This is a genomic window from Modestobacter sp. VKM Ac-2978 (assembly GCF_026968025.1).
GTDB lineage: Bacteria > Actinomycetota > Actinomycetes > Mycobacteriales > Geodermatophilaceae > Modestobacter.
Map to the genome: position 1 here is coordinate 146,114 of NZ_JAPVBP010000005.1, position 17,539 is coordinate 163,652.

A 17,539-nucleotide genomic window follows, 5' to 3' on the forward strand; every position below is an offset into this window, starting at 1 on the left:
TGCATGGGCAGCAACTCGTTGACGCTGGCGCCCGCGCCGCGATCGGCCGCCGCCGAGGAGGTACGGGCCGAGGTGCGCGAGTTCCTCGCCGCCGAGCTGGCCGCCGGGAGCTTCACCACGCACGTGGACACCTGGCTGTCCGGCGTCGACCCGGCGTTCTCCCGCAAGCTCGGCGAGCGCGGCTGGCTGGGCATGACCTGGCCGAAGCAGTACGGCGGGCACGAACGGACGGCGATGGAGCGCTACGCGGTCACCGAGGAGCTGCTGGCCGCCGGCGCCCCGGTCGCGGCGCACTGGATCGCCGACCGGCAGTCCGGGCCCAACCTGCTGCGCTACGGCACCGAGGCCCAGCGGCAGGAGATCCTGCCGAAGATCGCGGCGGGGGAGTGCTACTTCGTGATCGGGATGAGCGAGCCGGACAGCGGCTCGGACCTCGCCTCGATCCGCACCCGGGCCACCCGCAACGGCGACGGCGACTGGGTGGTCAACGGGGCCAAGGTCTGGACGTCGAACGCGCACACCTCGCACTACGCGATCACCCTGGTGCGCACCTCGCCGGCCGACCCGGCCAACCGGCACGCGGGGCTCTCGCAGCTGCTGGTCGACCTGTCGCTGCCCGGCATCACCGTCAACCCGATCCGGATCCTGGACGGTGGCCACCACTTCAACGAGGTCGTGTTCGAGGACGTGGTCATCCCCGGCGACATGCTGATGGGCGAGGAGGGCGCGGGCTGGCACCAGGTGACCGCGGAGCTGGCGTTCGAGCGCTCCGGGCCGGAACGGTTCCTGTCCACCTACCCGCTGATCGCCGAGTTCGCCCGGCGCGCGGCCGAGGGCCAGGACCCGGCCCAGCTGGCCGCCCTGGGCCGGCTTTCGGCCCGGCTGCTCGCCCTGCGTCAGCTGTCGCTCCGCATCGCCGGGGCGCTGGACCGCGGCGAGCTGCCCGACATCCCGGCCGCCCTGGTCAAGGACGTCGGGACGACGTTCGAGGCCGACGTGATCGACGAGGTCCGTCGGGTGGTCGACGTCCCGGCGTCGCTGGACTCACCCGACGCGCTGGGCCGGGCCCTGGCCGAGGCACAGCTGCACGCGCCGGGCTACACGCTGCGCGGCGGCACCAACGAGATCCTGCGCGGGATCGTGGCGAGGGGACTGGGGCTCCGATGAGCGACGTCGATCTGGTCGTCGAGACCGTCCGGGACATCCTGACGAAGCACGAGCCGTTCGCGCTCACCGCCGAGCGGTCGTGGGACGCCGGGCTGTGGTCCGCGCTCGCCGCGGCCGGGCTGACCGGGGTGGGGCTGCCCGAGGAGGCCGGCGGCTCCGGCGGCGAGCTGGCCGACGCGGTGGCGATCGTGGGGGCGCTGGCCGCTGGGGCCGCGGCGGTGCCGGTGGCCGAGCAGCTGCTGGTGGCCGCCCCCGCCGTCCTGGCCGCCGGCCTCGACCTCCCCGCACCCGAGGAGCCGCTCTCCATCGCGGTGGACGGCGCGGTCACCGCCGAGCCCCGGGACGACGGTGACGGCCCGGGCAGCTGGACGCTCACCGGCACCGCGACCGACGTGGCGTGGGCCGGCGTCGCGCAGCACCTCGCCGTGCTGGCGACCAGCGCGGTGGGGCCGGTGCTCGCACTGGTCGACGTCGCCGGGCGGGAGACCACGCACGCGGCCAACCTGGCCGGCGAACCCCGCGGCTCGTTCGTGCTGCAGGGGGTGACCGCGGCCGGGGCGCTGCTGACCGACGCGCAGGCCGAGCAGCTGCGGGCCCGGTACGCGCTGGCCCGGGCGGTGCAGCTGTCGGCGGCGCTGCAGCAGGTGCTGGCCTGGACGGTGCACCACGCCGGCGAGCGGCACCAGTTCGGCCGGCCGCTGGGCAAGTTCCAGGCGATCCAGATGGAGCTGGCCGAGATGGCCGGTGAGGTGACCGCGGTGGCGGCGCTGGTCGACGCCGCCGTGCAGGCGGTCGAGCGCGGGGAGTCGCTGGTGCTGGCGGCCGCGGCGGCGAAGGTGCGGGCCGGGGCCGCGGTCGAGGTGGTCGCCCGGCTGGCCCACCAGGTGCACGGCGCGATCGGCTTCACCCAGGAGCACCGGCTGCACCACCTCACCCGGCGCTGCTGGTCGTGGCGGGACGAGGCCGGCACCGAGACGGCGTGGGCCCGGGTGCTCGGCGCCGGGCTGCTCGCCGACGGCCCCGACGCACTCTGGCCGGCACTCGCCCGGGTGGTGTGAAGCCGCGCATCCGGTCGTACCGCCGCTCCGACCGGGCGGCGGTCTACGACGTCTGCGTGCGCACCGCCGACGCCGGCGGTGACGCCCGGGGGCGGTGGTCGACCGACGACCTGATGCCCGACCTGTTCGCCGGCCCGTACGTCGACCTCGAGCCGGACCGGGCGTTCGTGCTGGACGACGGCGGGCGGGCGGTCGGCTACGTGCTGGGCACCGCGGACACGGCCGGCTTCGTGCGGGCCTGGCGGGCGCGGTGGCTTCCGCGGCTGGCCGATCGGTACCCGGCGCCGCCCGAGCCGCCGCGCACACCGGAGGAGCGGATGGTGTCGCTGCTGCACCGGCCGGAGCGGATGCTCGTGCCCGAGCTCGCGGCGTACCCAGCGCACCTGCACGTCGACCTGCTGCCCGAGGCGCAGGGCGCCGGCTGGGGACGGGCGCTGATCGAGGTGTTCTGCGCCGCGGTCGCTGCGGCCGGGGCACCCGGTGTGCACCTGGGCGTGGACCCGGCCAACGCCCGCGCCCTCGGCTTCTACGCCCGGCTGGGCTTCACCGAGGTCGCCGTCCCGTCGGTGTCGGGCGCGGTCTTCCTCGCGCGCCCGACCACCTGACCCGCGCTCGTCCGCCGTCGACTACACGGTCTCGGGGATGCGGAGGTGGGCGACGACCAGGTCGAGCTCGGCGACCTCGGTGATCCGCCCGCCCATCGCCCGGGCGTACTCCGTGCGCAGCGCATCGGCGCGCTGACCGGCGACGAGCATCGCCTCCCGGTCGGCGTAGGCGACGGCCAGCACGGTGCCGCCGGAGACCCGGTCGATCATCAGGCTGGCGCTGCAGAAGCCGGTGAGCTCCTCGATCCGGGGCAGCAGGGCCATCCGGAACGTGGCGACGTCGTCGTCGAGCGCCTCCGGGGCCGGGCGTGAGCTCCAGATGAGCCGGCAGACGGCGTCGGCGCCGGTGGGTTGCACCCGGTGCAGGACGGCGACCTCCCACTGGGCCACCACCGGCACCGCCCCGAGCAGCTGTCCGAGGCGCGCGCGGTCGCGTCGCATGCCCTCGGCGCTGCCGAGCATCGCCTGCTCGTCCGCCCAGCCGCTGGTGACGATGCAGCGGCCGGTGCGGCGGCCGACGAGCATCGACAGCCCGGTGCAGCCCGGGAGGCCGGTCGTCGTCGGGAGCCACTCGTCCCGGACGAAGTCGATCGCGTCGTCGAGGGCACGCGGGTTGCCACGAAGGGTGGTGGTCCGTGCGTACATGGGCTGCCTCCTCGGCTCCGGCGCCGCCCCCGGCGACGCCGCCGTGCAGCGAACTGTGCTCGTGTCCCTGAGCCGAGGTCAGCCGGGGAGCGGGCCTCGGTCACGGGACCCGGCGTTGCGTCACGGCCCGCTGAACGACGGCGCACCCTCTGCTTGCCGAGGGTCTCGCCCGGCTGGTCCGAGCCGTCGATCGCTCAGCGGGTCGCGCTGGGCGACCGGTGCCACTCCTCGGCCGCCTCGCCCAGCGCCACCGCCGTCGCCAGCCGCAATGTGCCACTGAGCCAGACCAGCAGGTCGTGCAGCCGCAGCCGGGTCAGCGGGGCGCCGAGCAGCTCGGCCGCCGCCTGCTCCAGCGCCGTGAAGGCGGCCTCGTTGGCGCGGAGCTCGCGGTGCACGACCGCCGCCGTCCCGCTGTCGCCCTCGCGCAGGTGCGGCACCGTCTGCAGCCAGGTGGCGCGGTGCAGCAACGGCACCAGGTCGGGACGGCGGTGGTGCAGCGCAGCCGTCACGTGCCGCCGCTGCGGTTCAGGCAGCTCACCGAGACCGCGCAGGGCGGCGCCGACGGTGCCCGGTTCACCGAGCACCGACAGCTCGTCGTCCGGCAGCTCCCAGAAGGCCCGTCCGGACGCACGCCCGGCGAGGGCGGCGGCCACGGGCCCGGCCGCGTCGAGGGCAGCGCGGACCGCGGACCAGGCGTCGGGGTCCAGCCGGCCGTGCAGCCCCTCGGCCACCAGCACGTCCTCGTCGCCCAGTGGCCCGGCGGGCACCGGCCGGGCGTCGAAGCGCTCGTAGCCGAAGGCCGGCACCTGGACCCACCGGCCGTCCCGCTCGTTGGGGGAGCGGTACCGCAGCGGCCGCCGTCCCTGGGCGTACCCCAGGACGGCGGCCAGCGCGGTGCCCCACGGCAGCGGCTCCGGTCCGGCAGTGGGCAGCGCGAGGTCCGGCCGGCCGGTCAGCACGGTGCGGAGGTCAGCCGGCCGGGCTGACGTCGTCCAGGTCGAAGCTGGACATGGACGCCCCGCCGGTGGCGAAGGTGGCCACGTCGGCGCCGGCGGCGCGGCCGGCCTCGGAGCCCATGCCGGCCCCCATCGCGTCGGCGGACTCGAAGTCCAGCTCGGCGATCAGGTACGGGCCGGGCGCGATGGGGTCCATCGAGCGCGGGTGCCCGACGGTGAACCGGAGGAGCCCGGGGATGGCCTGCGCCAGGCCGACGTGCACGTCCCGGTAGTGCTGGTCGAACTCCGCCGGGTCGGTCGGCTGGCCGTACTGGACGATCAGTCTGTGCACCACTGCGCCACCTCTCCTCGGTCCGCGGGCTCCGCTGCCCGGGACGCCGTGGTCAGCCAACCAGGGCGCCCGGGCTGCGGCGCGCTCAGCGGTGGCCGATGCCGCCGGGGCCGTGCTCGGGCGGGATGACCTCGCCCTCGATCGGCGGTCCGGGCGGGGTGCCGTCGCCGAACGGGCGGCCGCCCAGCTCCTCGCGCCCGTGCGGGGTCAGCCAGACCGACGTGTCCGGGCCCATCGGGATGATCTGGGTCGGGTTGATGTCGGCGTGCACGACGTAGTAGTGCTCCTTGATCTGCGGGAAGTCGGTGGTGTCACCGAAGCCCGGGGTCTGGAACAGGTCGCGGGCGTAGCCCCACAGCGCCGACATCTCGGCCAGCTTGTTCCGGTTGGCCTTGAAGTGGCCGTGGTAGACGGCGTCGAACCGGGCCAGCGTGGTGAACAGCCGCACGTCGGCCTCGGTGATCGTCTCGCCCATCAGGAACCGACGGGTGGACAACCGCTCCTCCAGCCAGTCCATCGCCGTCCACAGCCGCTCGTAGGCCTTGTCGTAAGCGCGCTGGGAGCCGGCGAAGCCGCAGCGGTAGACGCCGTTGTTCACCTCGGTGAAGATCCGCTCGATCACCTCGTCCATCTCCGCCCGCAGGTGCTCCGGGTAGAGGTCGGGGGCGCCGTCGCGGTGGAACGCGGTCCACTCACTGGAGAAGTCCAGCGTCATCTGCTTGAAGTCGTTGGTGACCACGGCCCCGGTCGGGACGTCGACCATCGCCGGCACCGTGATGCCGCGCGGGTACTCCGGGTCGCGGGCGAAGAACGCCTGCTGCAGCCGCTCGTACCCCAGCACCGGGTCGCGGCCGTCGGGGTCGAGGTCGAAGGTCCAGCTGCGTTCGTCGTGCGTGGGCCCGCAGATGCCCATGGAGATGGCCTGCTCCAGGCCGAGCAGCCGCCGGACGATCGCCGCACGGTTGGCCCACGGGCAGGCCCGGGCGATGACCAGCCGGTACCGGCCGGCCTCCACCGGCCACCGGCTGTCGCCGTCGGCGGTGATCCGGTCGGTGATGTAGTTCTGGTCCCGCTGGTAGTCCTGGCCCTTTTCGACGTAACCGCTGCCGCTCTTGGAGGTGCTCACCCCTCCAGCCTCGCCGACCGGACGCCCCGCCGCAGCGTGTGGCGCGCGGTGCCGGGCGATCGCGGCCTCGTGGGTCCGGGCCGGGCTAGCCTCGTGGCATGGCCGCCCCCTTCCGCCCGCCCTGGTTCGGCCACCGGGGAGTGCAGCTGCTGGCCGGCGTGGCGGTGGCCTACAACCTCGTCGCGATCGTGCTGCGGCTGGTGGACGGCGACTGGGGCGAGGCCTTCCTGAGCGTCGCGTGGACCGTGGTGTTCAGCTACGTGCTGGTGGAGTCGCTGCGGTTCCGAAAGCAGCAGGACGCCGGTCAGGACACCGCCGCCGACTGACCGGCGCCCGGACGGCACCGGCCGGGCCGGGGCAGCGGGATCGTGCTCGGCGCACCGGGAGCGGGACGGCGGGATGGAGCCGGCCACGGCCACGGGGCCGAGGACTCGCCGGGGACGCCGCCCCTCGCGTTGGCGTGTCACGAAATGGTCACTTACCGTCAGCGAGTCGTCCACATCCGCCGCTCAGGCTGGGCATGGACCCACTCCGCGTCGCCCTCCGAGAGGACCGTTCGTGCCCCTCCCCCCTGGTACCACCCGCACCGCTGCGAGGCGCGCTGCCCTCGGCGCTGCCACGGCGTCCGCTGCCGTGCTCGCCGCCGTCGCCGTCCCGGCGGTCGCAGTCGCCGCGCCGCCCACCACGCCGTTCATCTCCGAGATCCACTACGACAACGCCGGCACCGACGTGGGTGAGTTCGTCGAGGTGCAGCTCCCCGCCGGCACCAGCTCCGACGGCCTGAGCGTGGTCCTCTACAACGGGGGCAACGGTGCGGTCTACGACACCGACGCCCTCCCGGCCGTGACCGCGCCCGCGGACGGCTCGGCCGTCGCGGTCGTCGACTACCCGTCCAACGGGATCCAGAACGGCGCCCCGGACGCGGTCGCCCTGGTCCGCGGCACGGAGGTGCTCGAGTTCCTCTCCTACGAGGGGACGATGACCGCCGCCGGCGGCCCGGCCACCGGCACGACCAGCACCGACATCGGTGTCGAGGAGACCGGCAGCGAGCCGGCTGGGCAGTCGCTGTCGCGCAGCTACGACGCGGCCACCGACGCGCTCGTCTGGTCCGGTCCGGCCGCGGCCAGCAAGGGCGTGGTCAACTCCGCGGCCCCCGGTCCGGTGGAGCCGCCGCCGGCCGCCGGCGAGGTGTGCGACGTCCCGGTGACCAACGAGATCGGCGAGGTGCAGGGCACCGGCGCGACCACCCCGCTGGACGGCTCGACGGTCACCGTGCGCGGCGTCGTCGTCGGCGACGTCCCCGGGCTCTCCGGCTTCTACCTGCAGGACGCCGACGGTGACGGTGACGCCGCCACCTCCGACGGCGTCTTCGTCTTCTCGGCGGTCGAGGTGGACCTCGGCGACACCGTCGCGGTAACCGGCACCGCCGAGGAGTACTTCGAGCAGACCCAGATCCGCGGCGAGGCGAACGTGGGCATCTGCGCCGACGGCACCGTCGTGGACCTGCCGACGCCGGCCCCGCTGGACCTGCCCGCCGACGACGACACCCGCGAGCGGCTCGAGGGCATGCTGGTCGCCCCGGTCGACACCCTGACCGTCAGCGAGGTCTACGCCCTCACCAGCTACGGCGAGCTGACCCTGTCCGAGGGAGGCCTGCTGGTGCAGCCCACCGAGCTGGCCCGCCCCGGCGCCGGCGCGGACGCGATCGCGGCGGAGAACGCCCTGCGCCGCATCGTCCTCGATGACGCGCAGAGCAGCCGGGTCAGCGTCACCACCGCGCCGTACCTGTCCCCGGAGACCCCGGTGCGGGTGGGCGACGAGCTGTCCTTCACCGAGCCGCTGGTGCTCGGCTACGGGTTCGACGCCTGGCGGCTGCAGCCGGCCGACGGCACCGCGGACGGCGTCTTCGCCCTGCAGAACACCCGCCCGGCCGCGCCGGGCGAGGTGGGTGGCGACGTCCAGCTGGGTGCGTTCAACGTGCTCAACTACTTCCTCACCTTCGGTGGGGTCGGCCGGGGTGCGCCGAACCAGGCCGAGTTCGAGGAGCAGGCCGGCAAGATCGTGACGGCGATCAACGCGCTGGACGCCGACGTGGTCACCCTGATGGAGATCGAGGACACCGACTCCACCGGGCTGACCCCGGGCAACGCGGACACCGCGCTGGCCGACCTGGTGACCCGGCTCAACGCCGACGCCGGCAGTCAGAAGTGGGCCTACGTCGCCTTCCCGGAGGAGCTGTACGCGGTCGACCGGGACGTCATCCGCAACGCGATCATCTACCAGCCCGCCGTCGTCACCCCGGTCGGTGACTCGGTCGGCCTGGTCGACGAGTCGGTCTGGTCCAACGCCCGCGAGCCGATCGCCCAGACGTTCACCGCGGACGGCGACGCCTTCACCGTGGTGGCCAACCACTTCAAGTCCAAGGGCGGCACCGGCACCGGTGACAACCTCGACACCGGGCAGGGCTCGTTCAACGGCGACCGGGTGCGGCAGGCGGAGTCGCTGGCGGTCTTCGCCGAGCAGCTGGAGGCGCAGACCGGCGACCCGGACGTCGTGCTGATGGGCGACTTCAACGCCTACACCCAGGAGGACCCTATCGAGGCTCTCCGCGACGAGGGCTTCGTCAACCTGGGTGAGGAGTTCGACCCGGGCCGGTACAGCTATGTGTTCAACGCACTGTCCGGTTCGCTGGACCACGCGCTGGCCACGGCCGAGCTCACCGCCAAGGTCACCGACGTCGTGCACTGGAACATCAACTCGGTGGAGTCCTTCGCCTACCAGTACGCCGGCGACCCGGAGCTGTACGCGGCGGACCCCTACCGCTCCAGCGACCACGACCCGCTGCTGCTGGGCATCGACCTCGAGGAGACTGTCGTGGTGCCCGAGCCGCAGCTCTGCCAGGGCCTCGAGCCGACCCTCGTCGGCACCGAGGGCGACGACGTGCTGCGTGGCGGCAACGGCGTCGACGTGATCATGGGCCTGGGCGGCAACGACACCATCACCGGTGGCAACGGCGCCGACATCATCTGCGGCGGCGCCGGCGACGACGTGATCCGCGGCGGGAACGGCAGCGACGTGCTGCTGGGCGGCGCCGGGGACGACGAGCTGCGCGGGGACAACGGCAGCGACACGCTGATCGGCGGCCCGGGCACCGACGTCCTTGACCAGGGGCGGGGCAAGGGCTCCGAGGAGCAGGACGGCGCGGAGTCCTGACCGAGGGCTGATCGGTTCTTGAACCGCACAACGGCGGCGTCCCACCGAGGTGGGGCGCCGCCGTTGTCGTGTGCGGAGCGGGTCAGCCGCGTTCCGCCGGCGCGGCGGACGCCTCAGACTCCTCGGGCTCGTCCTCGGGCTCGTCCTTGAGGAACAGGTACCAGTAGGACGTGGACACGAAGACCACCGCGCCGACGAGGTTGCCGGCGCCGGCCAGCAGCCAGTTGAGCGCCGCGTCGTCCCAGCCCAGGTCCGGGACGCCGGCGAAGATCGCCGCCGGGAGGAAGAACATGTTGGCGATCACGTGGTCGAAGCCCATCGCCACGAACGCCATGATCGGGAAGAAGATCGCCAGGATCTTGCCCGAGACGGTCGTCGCCGCCAGGGACATCCAGACCGCGAGGCAGACCAGCCAGTTGCAGCCGACCGCGCGGAGGAACGTCTGCCAGGCCGTCTCGCCCAGCGCCTTGCCCTCGGAGATCGAGGCCAGCCGCTCGTAGGTGAGCCCGCCGGTACCGGTGGCGCTGGCGTCCCCGATCACCCCGGTCTGCACGGCGAGGAAGAAGGCCACGAACATGGCGCCGACCAGGTTGCCGATCAGCACCAGGGACAGGTTCTTGGCGACGTCGCCGAGGCCGATCTTGCCGCGCATGGCCCCCAGCGGGACCAGTGCCATGTTGCCGGTGGCCAGGTCGGAGCCGGCGACGAGCACGAGCACCAGGCCGAGGGTGAAGGTGGCGCCGGTGAACAGCGTCGGCAGCGTCCCCCAGGTCTCCGGGTCGAGGCCGGAGGAGACGACGATGGCGACGAGGCCGCCGAAGGCGATGTAGGCGCCGGCCAGGAAGGCGCTGACCAGCACCTTGTCCCAGGTGCGGCGGGTCTTCTTCGCCCCGGTCGCGGCGGCGACCTGGGCGATCTCCTTGGGTGCGCGAGCGGGCAAGGCGTACCTCCTGGGGAGTCGAGCGGGTCGGCCCGTGGTCTCAGGCCCGGGAGGCACCAGCCTCTCGGACAGCGCGAGGTCCCGCACGGCGAGCCGGTGCGATCACCGACCCGGCCCCGTGGAGTGGACCCGGTGCGGCTGACGCCCGTCCCACGTGCCGGGTGCCCCCGAGCGCGTCGTCGTCGGCGGCCGATCGGACGATCTCGATACGGTCGGATCATGGCAACAGCGACCAGGAGAACGGCTGCCGGTGTCGCCGCCATGGTGCTGGCGGTCACGGCGTGCAGCACGTCCGCGGCACCCGAACTGGCCGCGTTCGACCGGCCGGCGACGAGCGAGGACGCCGTTCCTGAGTACGTCGACGTGGATCCGCAGCTCGACGAGGTCCGCTACATCGGTGCGGCAGACGGCGCACTGGTCTATGCCGCCCAGGGCCAGGCCGACCAGCCATGGTGCGTTCTCGTCGTGGTCGCCCGGTCGGTGGAGGGCGGGGACTGGGTGGCGGGCTTCTCGTGTGCCGACGGTGACGACTTCGCGCAGGGGGGAGTCCGGATCGCCGTCCGGGACGCGCAGGGCCGGGACGGTGAGGCCCTTCTGCTGCCGGACGACTTCGCTGGTGAGGTCGAGGCGGGCTGGGAGATCGTCGAGCCGAACCTCGCCGTACCGGTCGAGTCGTAGTCGGGTCGGGTGGCTGCTGGGTCGGGCCACCTCGGAGGCCGACGTTCGTCAGTCGCCACCCCGCGGCCGGGCGCGCACGTGCATGCGCTCTCCCTGTGGCCCGAACAGGGCCAGCAGCTCGACCGGGGCCGGCCCGGGGTTGGTCAGCGCGTGCGGCACATGGGTGTCGAACTCGACCACCTCGCCCGGGGTGAGCTCCAGCCGCTGGTCGCCGAGGAAGAGCACGAACCGGCCGTTGAGCACGTAGAGCCACTCGTAGCCCTCGTGCGTCTTGAGCTCCACGCCGCCGGTGGGGTGACCCGGAGGCATGATCATCTTGTAGGCCTGCAGCCCGCCGGGCCGGCGGGTGAGCGGCAGCATGGTCATGCCGTCGCGCAGCACCGGGCGCGGCTGGACCCGGGGGTCCTGCGACGGTGGCTCGTCGAGCAACTGGTCCAGCGGCACCTGCAGGGCGCGGGTGAGCGGCAGCAGCAGCTCCAGCGTCGCCCGCCGCTGCCCGGACTCCAGCCGGGACAGCGTGCTCACCGAGATGCCGGTGGTCTCCGACAGCTGGGTCAGCGTGGTGTCCCGCTGCTGGCGCAGCGCTCGCAGTCGGGGCCCGACGGCCTGGACCACCGCATCGACGTCGTCGCTCATGCCGACCAGCTTGCCGGTACAGCAACGATGTTTGTCAAGCCGCGCCCATGTGGGAGCTGGTCACTGCCAGGCCCAGCGGGCCGGTTCGACCAGCGGGAACACGGTGCCACCGGCGGCCAGGTGCAGGCTCCAGCTGCCGTCGATCCCGCTGTCCAGGTCCTCCCGCAGCGCCTCGGCCCACTCGTCGTCGCTCGCGGTGACCAGCGACCGGCCGGGCCGGCACAGCGCCAGCGCGAGGTGGCCGTCGGCGCAGTCGCTCTGCTCGGTGACCGCGTCGTGCAACGCCAGCAGACCGGTCAGGCTCTCGTGCCGGGGCCGGCGGGGGAGGTCGTCGACCGGCATGAGCACCGGCAGCATCAGCCCGGCGGCGTCGAACCAGGCCAGCCACAGGCTGCGGGCACCGAAGACCGGCGGCGCGAGCACGGTGTGCCAGCGCCGGGTGAGCTCGGTGGCGGAGCGGACGGGGAGCTGGGCGAGCGGCGTCGTGGTCACGGGTCGACCGTGGCAGCCCATGGGTACCGGCGGGCCGTCGTCCACAGGTTGCTGCGGCGCCCACAGCCGGGCGCGCCGGCCGCGGCCTGGCTGGTGCCGTCGGTGGTAGGCGGCACCAGCTCAGCCGGTCAGGCCATCTCCGGTACCCGCAGGTGCGCTACGGTCAACTCGAACTCGGCGACCTCGACGATCCGCATGCCCGTCGCCGCGGCGAAGTCCTCGCGCATCGCCGAGCCCATCTCCCGCGACTGCTCCAGCTCTGCGCGGCTGGCGTAGGTGATCGCCGTGGAGGCGCTGCCGGTGTCCCGGTCGACCAGCAGGCTGACGCTGCAGAAGCCGGGCAGGTCGCTCATCCGTGGCAGCAGGCTCATCCGGAAGGCGTCGATCATCCCGATGAGCTGCGCCGGGTCGCCGTCGGTCCAGACGACCCGGGTCCAGGCGCCGTCGCCGGCCGGGCGCTCCCGGTGCAGCACCGCGATGTCCCACTCGGCGACGCCCATCTCCTCGGCCCGCATCACCTCGGCGGCCTGGTCGCGCAGCTCACCGACGGCGACCGCGCTGGCCCGCATCGCCTCGTGGGTGGCCCAGGCGGCGGTGACGATGCAGCGGCCGGCGTCCCGGTCGGCGAGCATCGACATGCCCACGCAGCCGCTCATGCCGCGCAGCATGGGCCAGACGGCGTCGCGGACGTACTCGATGCCCTCGTCGACGGCCTGCGGGTCGCCGCGCACCGTGGTGGTCCTGGCGTGCATCCCCGTCCTCCTCCCTGGCCGCGCCCGGACGGCACCGCCGCGAGGTCGAGGGTCCTCGCGCACCGCGCCCGTCGAGGGGTTCGTGCGCCGCCCTCGGCGCGCCCCGGCGCGTGCACACTCCCCGCACCCCGTCGCACACGCGGTGCTGCTCAGCCTGGGGAGGACGCCTCGGCGACGGTGATCGCGGCGTTGACCAGCGCCAGGTGGGACAGCGCCTGGGGGAGGTTGCCGAGCAGGTCGCCGGTCGCCGGGTCGAGCATCTCGCTCAGCAGCCCGACGTCGTTGGGGGTGCTCATGAGCTCGTCCATCAGGCCGCGCGCCTCCTCGACCCGGCCGCACAGCGCGAGCGCGGAGACCAGCCAGAACGAGCAGGCGAGGAAGACGCCCTCCTCCTCGGCGGCACCGGTGAAGCGGTACAGGTGTGGGCCGGCGCCCAGCTCGGCGCGCAGCGCGTCCAGCGTGCTGCTCATCCGCTCGCCCCGGTCGAAGCCGCTGATCGCGTGCAGCACGATCGAGGCGTCCAGCTGGTCGGTGCCCGGGTACCAGACGTAGGCGCCGCGCTCGTCGGACCAGCAGTTCTGCTCGACCCACTCCCGGATGTGCTCCGCCTCGCTGCGCCAGCGGGCGTCGTCGCCGGGGATCTGCCCGCTCTCGGCCAGCTCCACGGCCTTGGTCAGCGCCATCCAGCAGCCCAGCTTCGAGGTCGTGTAGTGCCGGTGCTCGGGCAGCTCCCACATGCCGGAGTCCTTGCTCCGCCACCGGTCGCAGGCCAGGTCGGCGACGCCGGCCAGCAATCGGCCGGTGTGCGCGTCCAACACGTTCCCGTGCTCCACGTACAGCGCGACGATGCTGAAGAGGTCACCGAAGACGCCCAGCTGCAGCTGCCCGGCCGCGTTGTTGCCGCTGACCACCGGGGCGGCACCGCGCCAGCCCGGCACGTCGCGGAACTCCGCCGTCGGCACCAGGCCGCCGTCCAGGGCGTAGACCACCTGCGGCTCGGGGCCGTGCTGGCGGATCGTGGACAGCAGCCAGCTGATCGCGCCGTGGGTCTCCTCGCGCAGGCCGAACCGGAACAGCGCCGTCAGCGCGTAGGCGGAGTCGCGCACCCACGCGTAGCGGTAGTCCCAGTTCTTGCCTCCGCCCGGCGACTCCGGCAGCGACGTGGTGGCGGCGGCGACCATCGACCCGCTGGCCGCGTGGACCAGCAGCTTGAGGGTCAGCGCACTGCGACGGACGGCGGTGTCCCAGGGGCCGTCCCAGTCGAAGCTGCGCATCCACGCCGCCCAGTTCTCGATCGTCCGGTCGACCCCGGCGTCGATCGCCTCGGCCGCCGGCAGGAACAACGGCTCGCTCTCCGTGGCGACCAGGCCCAGCAGGTGCCGGGAGCCGGGGGCGGTGCGGAAGACGACGTCGATCCGCCGGTCGCCGTAGTCGACGGAGTCGGCGCCCAGCGTGCGGACGGCGAGGGTCAGGTCGTCCACCCGCAGCACGGCGCCGTGCGCGGTCTGGTGCACCCACGGCGAGGCGGTGTTCAGGCAGGTGCCCGGCCGGACCGCCGCCCGCATCTCGACGTGCCCGTCGACCCCCTCGATCCGGCGAGCCAGCTCCGACCACGGCAACCGGCCGGCGACGCCGCTGTTGAGCGAGTCGGTGACCCGCACGCTGCCCGAGGCGGTGGTGAAGGTGGTGGTGAGCACGTTGGTGTGCGCCACGTACGCGCGGCGCACGGTGGACTCCTCGACCGGGTGCAGCTCGATGCAGCCGCCCTGATCGGCGTCCAGCAGCGCGCCGAACACCGGGGCGCCGTCCATCTCCGGCAGCGGCAGCCAGTCGATCCGGCCGTCCCGGGCGACGAGCGCGACGGTGCGGCCGTCTCCGATCGCGGCGTAGGAGCGCAGGTCGGCGTAGCCGGCGGCGTCCCGCTCGTCGACCGGGCCGGCGCCGGCGCCGTCCGCGCCCCAGTGCAGGGCGGGACGGCGCCGGGTGTCGTGCAAGGACGTCACGGCGTCGGCATCCCACCGTTGACGTTGAGGGTCTCCCCGGAGACGTAGCCGGACTCCGGCGAGGCGAGGAAGACGTAGGCCGGGCCGAGCTCGGCCGGCTGACCGGCGCGGCCGATCGGCGTCTCCTGCCCGAACTCCGGGAGCGCCTCGGTGGGCTGGCCGCCCGAGGCCTGCAGCGGCGTCCAGAACGGACCCGGGGCCACCACGTTGACCCGGATGCCCTTCGGGGCCAGCTGCTGGGCTAGCGCCTTGCTCATCGTGTTGATCGCGGCCTTGGTGGTGGCGTAGTCGACCAGGCCGGGGGAGGGCTGGTAGGCCTGGATGGAGCTGGTGTTGATGATCGAGGCGCCGGCGGGCAGGTGCGGCAGCGCCTCCTGGACGATCCAGAACAACGCGTAGACGTTGGTCTTGAAGGTGGCGTCGAACTGGTCGCTGGTGAGGTCGGCGAGGTCGTCGACGTAGGTCTGCTTGCCGGCGATGTTGGCGATGATGTCCAGCCCGCCGAGCTCCTCGACCGCGGTGTGCACCAGCGCGCGGGCGGCGGTCTCGTCGGAGATGTCCGCAGGGGCGAGCACGGCCTTGCGGCCGGCCTCCTCGACCAGCGCGGCGACCTGCTCGGCGTCGGTCTGCTCGCTGGCCAGGTAGTTGAGGACGACGTCGGCGCCCTCCCGCGCGAAGGCGATCGCGGCGGCGCGCCCGATGCCGGAGTCGGCGCCGGTGACCAGGGCCTTGCGCCCGGTGAGCCGGCCGGTGCCGCGGTAGCTCTGCTCACCGTGGTCGGCGCCGGGCTGCAGCTCCGTGGTCAGGCCCGGAGCGTCCTGGGACTGCTCGGGGAACCCGTCGGTGCGGTACTGGGTGGTCGGGTCGGTGAAGGTGAACTGGTCGGCCATGACATCCGGCGTGCCCCATCCGATGGGGCGTCACACACCGGTCAGTCGTCGCGATCGCGGCGGCGCTCGCGCCAGCGCTCGAGGGCCTTCTCGATGTCCTCCTCGTCCAGCTCGGCGTCCTCGGTCGGCTCGGCCGTCGGCGTCGGCGTCGGCGTCGGGGCGGGTGCGGGCGCGGGTGCCGGGGCGGGCGGCGGCGGTGGCGGCGGAGGTGGCGGAGGGGCGACCGCATGGGTGATGGTCACCGCGGCACCGGGCAGCACCTGACCGACCGGGTCGAGCGCGATCACCGAGCCGTCGGGGACGTCGCCGGTCTGCAGTGGCCGCAGCGTCGGGACCAGACCGCGCTCGACCAGCTCGGCCTGCACCTCCGCCGCCGGCCGGCCGACGTAGTCCGCCGTGGAGAGCGAGACCAGCTGCACCACCGGGGTGCTCGGGGGCGTCGGTTCGACGGTCGCGGTCGGCTCGGCTGTGGCGGGCGGGTCCTCGCGGCCGGTGGCGAGCTGGAGCAGGCCGAAGGTGCTCCCCATCGCGACGAGGAAGGCGAGCAGGGTGGCGACCAGGAACGGCCAGCGGCGACGGCTCTCCTGCTCGGGCTCGTCGACGTCGTCCTCGTCGGCCGGGGGCAGCGTGTAGGTCTGGGTCGCCGGGAAGGGCGGCAGCGGGGTCGGGGTGCGCACGGCAGGCAGTTCCGCCGTCCGGATGGCCGGCATCACCGCCGTCCGTGGCTCGGCGTCCGCCGCACCGACGGGCCGACCGGCGAGGACGTCATCGATGGCGGCACGGAAGGCAGCGCCGTCGGCGAAGCGCTCGGCGGGGTCCTTGGCGATGGCGCGCTCGATCAGCCGGCGCACCGGTGCCGGGACGTCGTCGGGCAGCGGCGGCGGGACCTCCCGGATCCGCCGGAGCGCGACCTCCACCGCGTCCCCGCCGTCGAAGCCGCGGTGCCCGGCCAGGCACTCGTAGCCGACCAGGCCGAGGGCGTAGACGTCGCTGGCCGGGGTGGCGCGGTTGCCGGCGGCCTGCTCGGGGGAGAGGTAGTGGGCGGTGCCGACGACCTCGCCGGTGATGGTCAGCGGCACGCTGGTGGCGGAGACCGCGACGCCGAAGTCGGTGAGCTTGACCCCGCCGTCGTCGGCGAGCAGGACGTTGCCCGGCTTCACGTCCCGGTGGACGACGTCGGCGGCGTGCGCGGCGGCCAGCCCGGCGGCGCACTGCCGGAGCACCTGCAGCGTGCGGTCCGGCGACAGCCGCGGCTCACGCCGCAGCAGCGTCGCCAGCGACTCGCCGCGGACCAGCTCCATCACCAGGTAGGCGAGGTGCTCGCCGCGGGTGCTGGCGTCGGGCAGCACCTCGCCGTAGTCGAAGAGGGTGGCGATGTGCGGGTGCACCAGGCCGGCGGAGTGCTGCGCCTCGGCCCGGAAGCGGGCGAGGAAGGTCGCGTTGGCGGTGTACTCGCTGCGCAGGACCTTGACCGCGACGTCCCGGCCGAGCACGGTGTCGCGGGCGCGCCACACCTGGCCCATGCCGCCGGAGGCGATCAGCGTCTGCAGCTCGTAGCGCCCCCCGAGGAGCTGACCGTTGGGGTGCACCGGCACATCCTCCACGTTCGGCCGCGGCGGTGTGCGACTCCTGGGGCGGGAGTCACAGGCGGCACAGGAGCTCTCCCGAACTCAGGAGCTCGAGCTGGGTCCGGAGGGCGGTGATCCGCGCCTCGGCCTCCGCCACGAGCGCGTCGTGCACCCGGCCCCAGTCGGCGGGGGTCGGGTCCGGCGGGAGCTCGGCGAGCACCGCAGCCACCTCCGCGACCGTGAGACCGATGCGCTGCGACACCCGGGCGACCTTCACCCGGCAGGCGGCGTCGGGGCCGAAGCGCCGTTGGTTCCCGGACGTGCGCACGCTGCTGATCAGGCCGTGGTGCTCGTAGAAGCGGACCGCAGAGGCGGCCACCCCACTGGCCTCGGCGACCTGGCCGACGGTGAGACCGTCGGCGACCTTGACTTCAACCATTGTTGAAGTCCTAGCGTCGCCGGCATGACCAGTCAAGACA

General features: G+C 73.8%; 18 protein-coding genes. 6 read left to right on the forward strand and 12 right to left on the reverse strand.

From position 1 onward, the window contains the following. Positions 1–3: 3 nt before the first annotated feature. From O2W53_RS13930 to O2W53_RS13940, 3 genes are read left to right on the forward strand one after another with little or no spacing between them, the layout of a single operon-like run. Positions 4–1,167: an acyl-CoA dehydrogenase family protein gene (locus O2W53_RS13930; RefSeq protein ID WP_269163644.1), complete on the forward strand. Its 1,164-nt coding sequence runs from the start codon at positions 4–6 to the stop codon at positions 1,165–1,167. Continuing rightward, on the forward strand, positions 1,164–2,225 hold the full coding sequence (locus tag O2W53_RS13935; RefSeq protein WP_269163645.1) for an acyl-CoA dehydrogenase family protein: 1,062 nt from the start codon (positions 1,164–1,166) through the stop codon (positions 2,223–2,225). The genes O2W53_RS13930 and O2W53_RS13935 overlap by 4 nt, the downstream gene beginning before the upstream one ends. Continuing rightward, positions 2,222–2,830: a GNAT family N-acetyltransferase gene (locus O2W53_RS13940; RefSeq protein ID WP_269163646.1), complete on the forward strand. Its 609-nt coding sequence runs from the start codon at positions 2,222–2,224 to the stop codon at positions 2,828–2,830. Before O2W53_RS13935 ends, O2W53_RS13940 begins: the two co-directional genes overlap by 4 nt. A 21-nt stretch (positions 2,831–2,851) precedes the next feature. Here the strand turns inward: O2W53_RS13940 and O2W53_RS13945 are convergent, their stop codons facing one another. The 4 genes from O2W53_RS13945 to O2W53_RS13960 form a co-directional block, all read right to left on the reverse strand. Then, positions 2,852–3,475 (reverse strand): hypothetical protein, encoded by a 624-nt coding sequence (locus O2W53_RS13945; RefSeq protein ID WP_269163647.1) that lies wholly within the window; start codon positions 3,473–3,475, stop codon positions 2,852–2,854. Positions 3,476–3,669: 194 nt separating this feature from the next. Further along, a complete protein-coding gene (locus O2W53_RS13950) occupies positions 3,670–4,434 on the reverse strand; it encodes a DUF6308 family protein (protein ID WP_269163648.1) in 765 nt (254 codons plus the stop codon). 10 nt (positions 4,435–4,444) lie between these two features. Beyond that, entirely contained in the window at positions 4,445–4,765 is a 321-nt protein-coding gene (locus O2W53_RS13955) for an EthD family reductase (RefSeq protein ID WP_156119131.1), read from the reverse strand. An 82-nt stretch (positions 4,766–4,847) separates the two neighbouring features. Continuing rightward, entirely contained in the window at positions 4,848–5,888 is a 1,041-nt protein-coding gene (locus tag O2W53_RS13960; RefSeq protein ID WP_269163649.1) for a glutathione S-transferase family protein, read from the reverse strand. Positions 5,889–5,986: 98 nt separating this feature from the next. Here O2W53_RS13960 and O2W53_RS13965 point away from each other — a divergent pair, with 98 nt between their 5' ends. After that, positions 5,987–6,214: a hypothetical protein gene (locus O2W53_RS13965; RefSeq protein WP_269163650.1), complete on the forward strand. Its 228-nt coding sequence runs from the start codon at positions 5,987–5,989 to the stop codon at positions 6,212–6,214. A 232-nt stretch (positions 6,215–6,446) separates the two neighbouring features. Next, entirely contained in the window at positions 6,447–9,101 is a 2,655-nt protein-coding gene (locus O2W53_RS13970; protein ID WP_269163651.1) for an ExeM/NucH family extracellular endonuclease, read from the forward strand. Between the two features lie 82 nt (positions 9,102–9,183). On the opposite strand, the gene O2W53_RS13975 is transcribed toward O2W53_RS13970, so the two are convergent. After that, positions 9,184–10,041 carry a formate/nitrite transporter family protein gene (locus tag O2W53_RS13975; RefSeq protein ID WP_269163652.1) on the reverse strand — a complete coding sequence of 286 codons (858 nt, stop codon included), beginning with the start codon at positions 10,039–10,041 and terminating at the stop codon, positions 9,184–9,186. A gap of 219 nt (positions 10,042–10,260) precedes the next feature. Here O2W53_RS13975 and O2W53_RS13980 point away from each other — a divergent pair, with 219 nt between their 5' ends. Further along, complete coding sequence (locus tag O2W53_RS13980) at positions 10,261–10,719, forward strand: hypothetical protein (RefSeq protein WP_269163653.1); 459 nt, start codon at positions 10,261–10,263, stop codon at positions 10,717–10,719. Positions 10,720–10,767: 48 nt separating this feature from the next. On the opposite strand, the gene O2W53_RS13985 is transcribed toward O2W53_RS13980, so the two are convergent. From O2W53_RS13985 to O2W53_RS14015, 7 genes are all read right to left on the reverse strand, one after another. Then, on the reverse strand, positions 10,768–11,355 hold the full coding sequence (locus O2W53_RS13985) for a helix-turn-helix domain-containing protein (protein WP_269163654.1): 588 nt from the start codon (positions 11,353–11,355) through the stop codon (positions 10,768–10,770). 60 nt (positions 11,356–11,415) lie between these two features. Next, the gene (locus O2W53_RS13990; RefSeq protein ID WP_269163655.1) at positions 11,416–11,847 is read right to left on the reverse strand and encodes a hypothetical protein; all 432 of its coding nucleotides are present in this window, start codon (positions 11,845–11,847) and stop codon (positions 11,416–11,418) included. Positions 11,848–11,975: 128 nt separating this feature from the next. Beyond that, positions 11,976–12,599 (reverse strand): antibiotic biosynthesis monooxygenase, encoded by a 624-nt coding sequence (locus O2W53_RS13995; protein WP_269163656.1) that lies wholly within the window; start codon positions 12,597–12,599, stop codon positions 11,976–11,978. Positions 12,600–12,748: 149 nt separating this feature from the next. Next, positions 12,749–14,602 carry a glycoside hydrolase family 15 protein gene (locus tag O2W53_RS14000; protein WP_269163657.1) on the reverse strand — a complete coding sequence of 618 codons (1,854 nt, stop codon included), beginning with the start codon at positions 14,600–14,602 and terminating at the stop codon, positions 12,749–12,751. Next, the gene (locus O2W53_RS14005) at positions 14,599–15,492 is read right to left on the reverse strand and encodes a glucose 1-dehydrogenase (RefSeq protein ID WP_269163658.1); all 894 of its coding nucleotides are present in this window, start codon (positions 15,490–15,492) and stop codon (positions 14,599–14,601) included. The genes O2W53_RS14000 and O2W53_RS14005 overlap by 4 nt, the downstream gene beginning before the upstream one ends. Before the next feature lie 41 nt (positions 15,493–15,533). Further along, positions 15,534–17,081: a protein kinase domain-containing protein gene (locus O2W53_RS14010; protein ID WP_269163659.1), complete on the reverse strand. Its 1,548-nt coding sequence runs from the start codon at positions 17,079–17,081 to the stop codon at positions 15,534–15,536. A 52-nt stretch (positions 17,082–17,133) separates the two neighbouring features. After that, positions 17,134–17,499: a MerR family DNA-binding transcriptional regulator gene (locus O2W53_RS14015; RefSeq protein ID WP_269163660.1), complete on the reverse strand. Its 366-nt coding sequence runs from the start codon at positions 17,497–17,499 to the stop codon at positions 17,134–17,136. Positions 17,500–17,539 lie beyond the last annotated feature (40 nt).

Bases quoted from the DNA above. Each gene is read 5' to 3' on its own strand.
- O2W53_RS13930 (WP_269163644.1), top strand. From the start codon at position 4: ATGGGCAGCAACTCGTTGACGCTGGCGCCCGCGCCGCGATCGGCCGCC.
- O2W53_RS13935 (WP_269163645.1), top strand. From the start codon at position 1,164: ATGAGCGACGTCGATCTGGTCGTCGAGACCGTCCGGGACATCCTGACG.
- O2W53_RS13945 (WP_269163647.1), bottom strand. From the start codon at position 3,475: ATGTACGCACGGACCACCACCCTTCGTGGCAACCCGCGTGCCCTCGAC.
- O2W53_RS13965 (WP_269163650.1), top strand. From the start codon at position 5,987: ATGGCCGCCCCCTTCCGCCCGCCCTGGTTCGGCCACCGGGGAGTGCAG.
- O2W53_RS13980 (WP_269163653.1), top strand. From the start codon at position 10,261: ATGGCAACAGCGACCAGGAGAACGGCTGCCGGTGTCGCCGCCATGGTG.
- O2W53_RS13985 (WP_269163654.1), bottom strand. From the start codon at position 11,355: ATGAGCGACGACGTCGATGCGGTGGTCCAGGCCGTCGGGCCCCGACTG.
- O2W53_RS13995 (WP_269163656.1), bottom strand. From the start codon at position 12,599: ATGCACGCCAGGACCACCACGGTGCGCGGCGACCCGCAGGCCGTCGAC.
- O2W53_RS14005 (WP_269163658.1), bottom strand. From the start codon at position 15,492: ATGGCCGACCAGTTCACCTTCACCGACCCGACCACCCAGTACCGCACC.
- O2W53_RS14015 (WP_269163660.1), bottom strand. From the start codon at position 17,499: ATGGTTGAAGTCAAGGTCGCCGACGGTCTCACCGTCGGCCAGGTCGCC.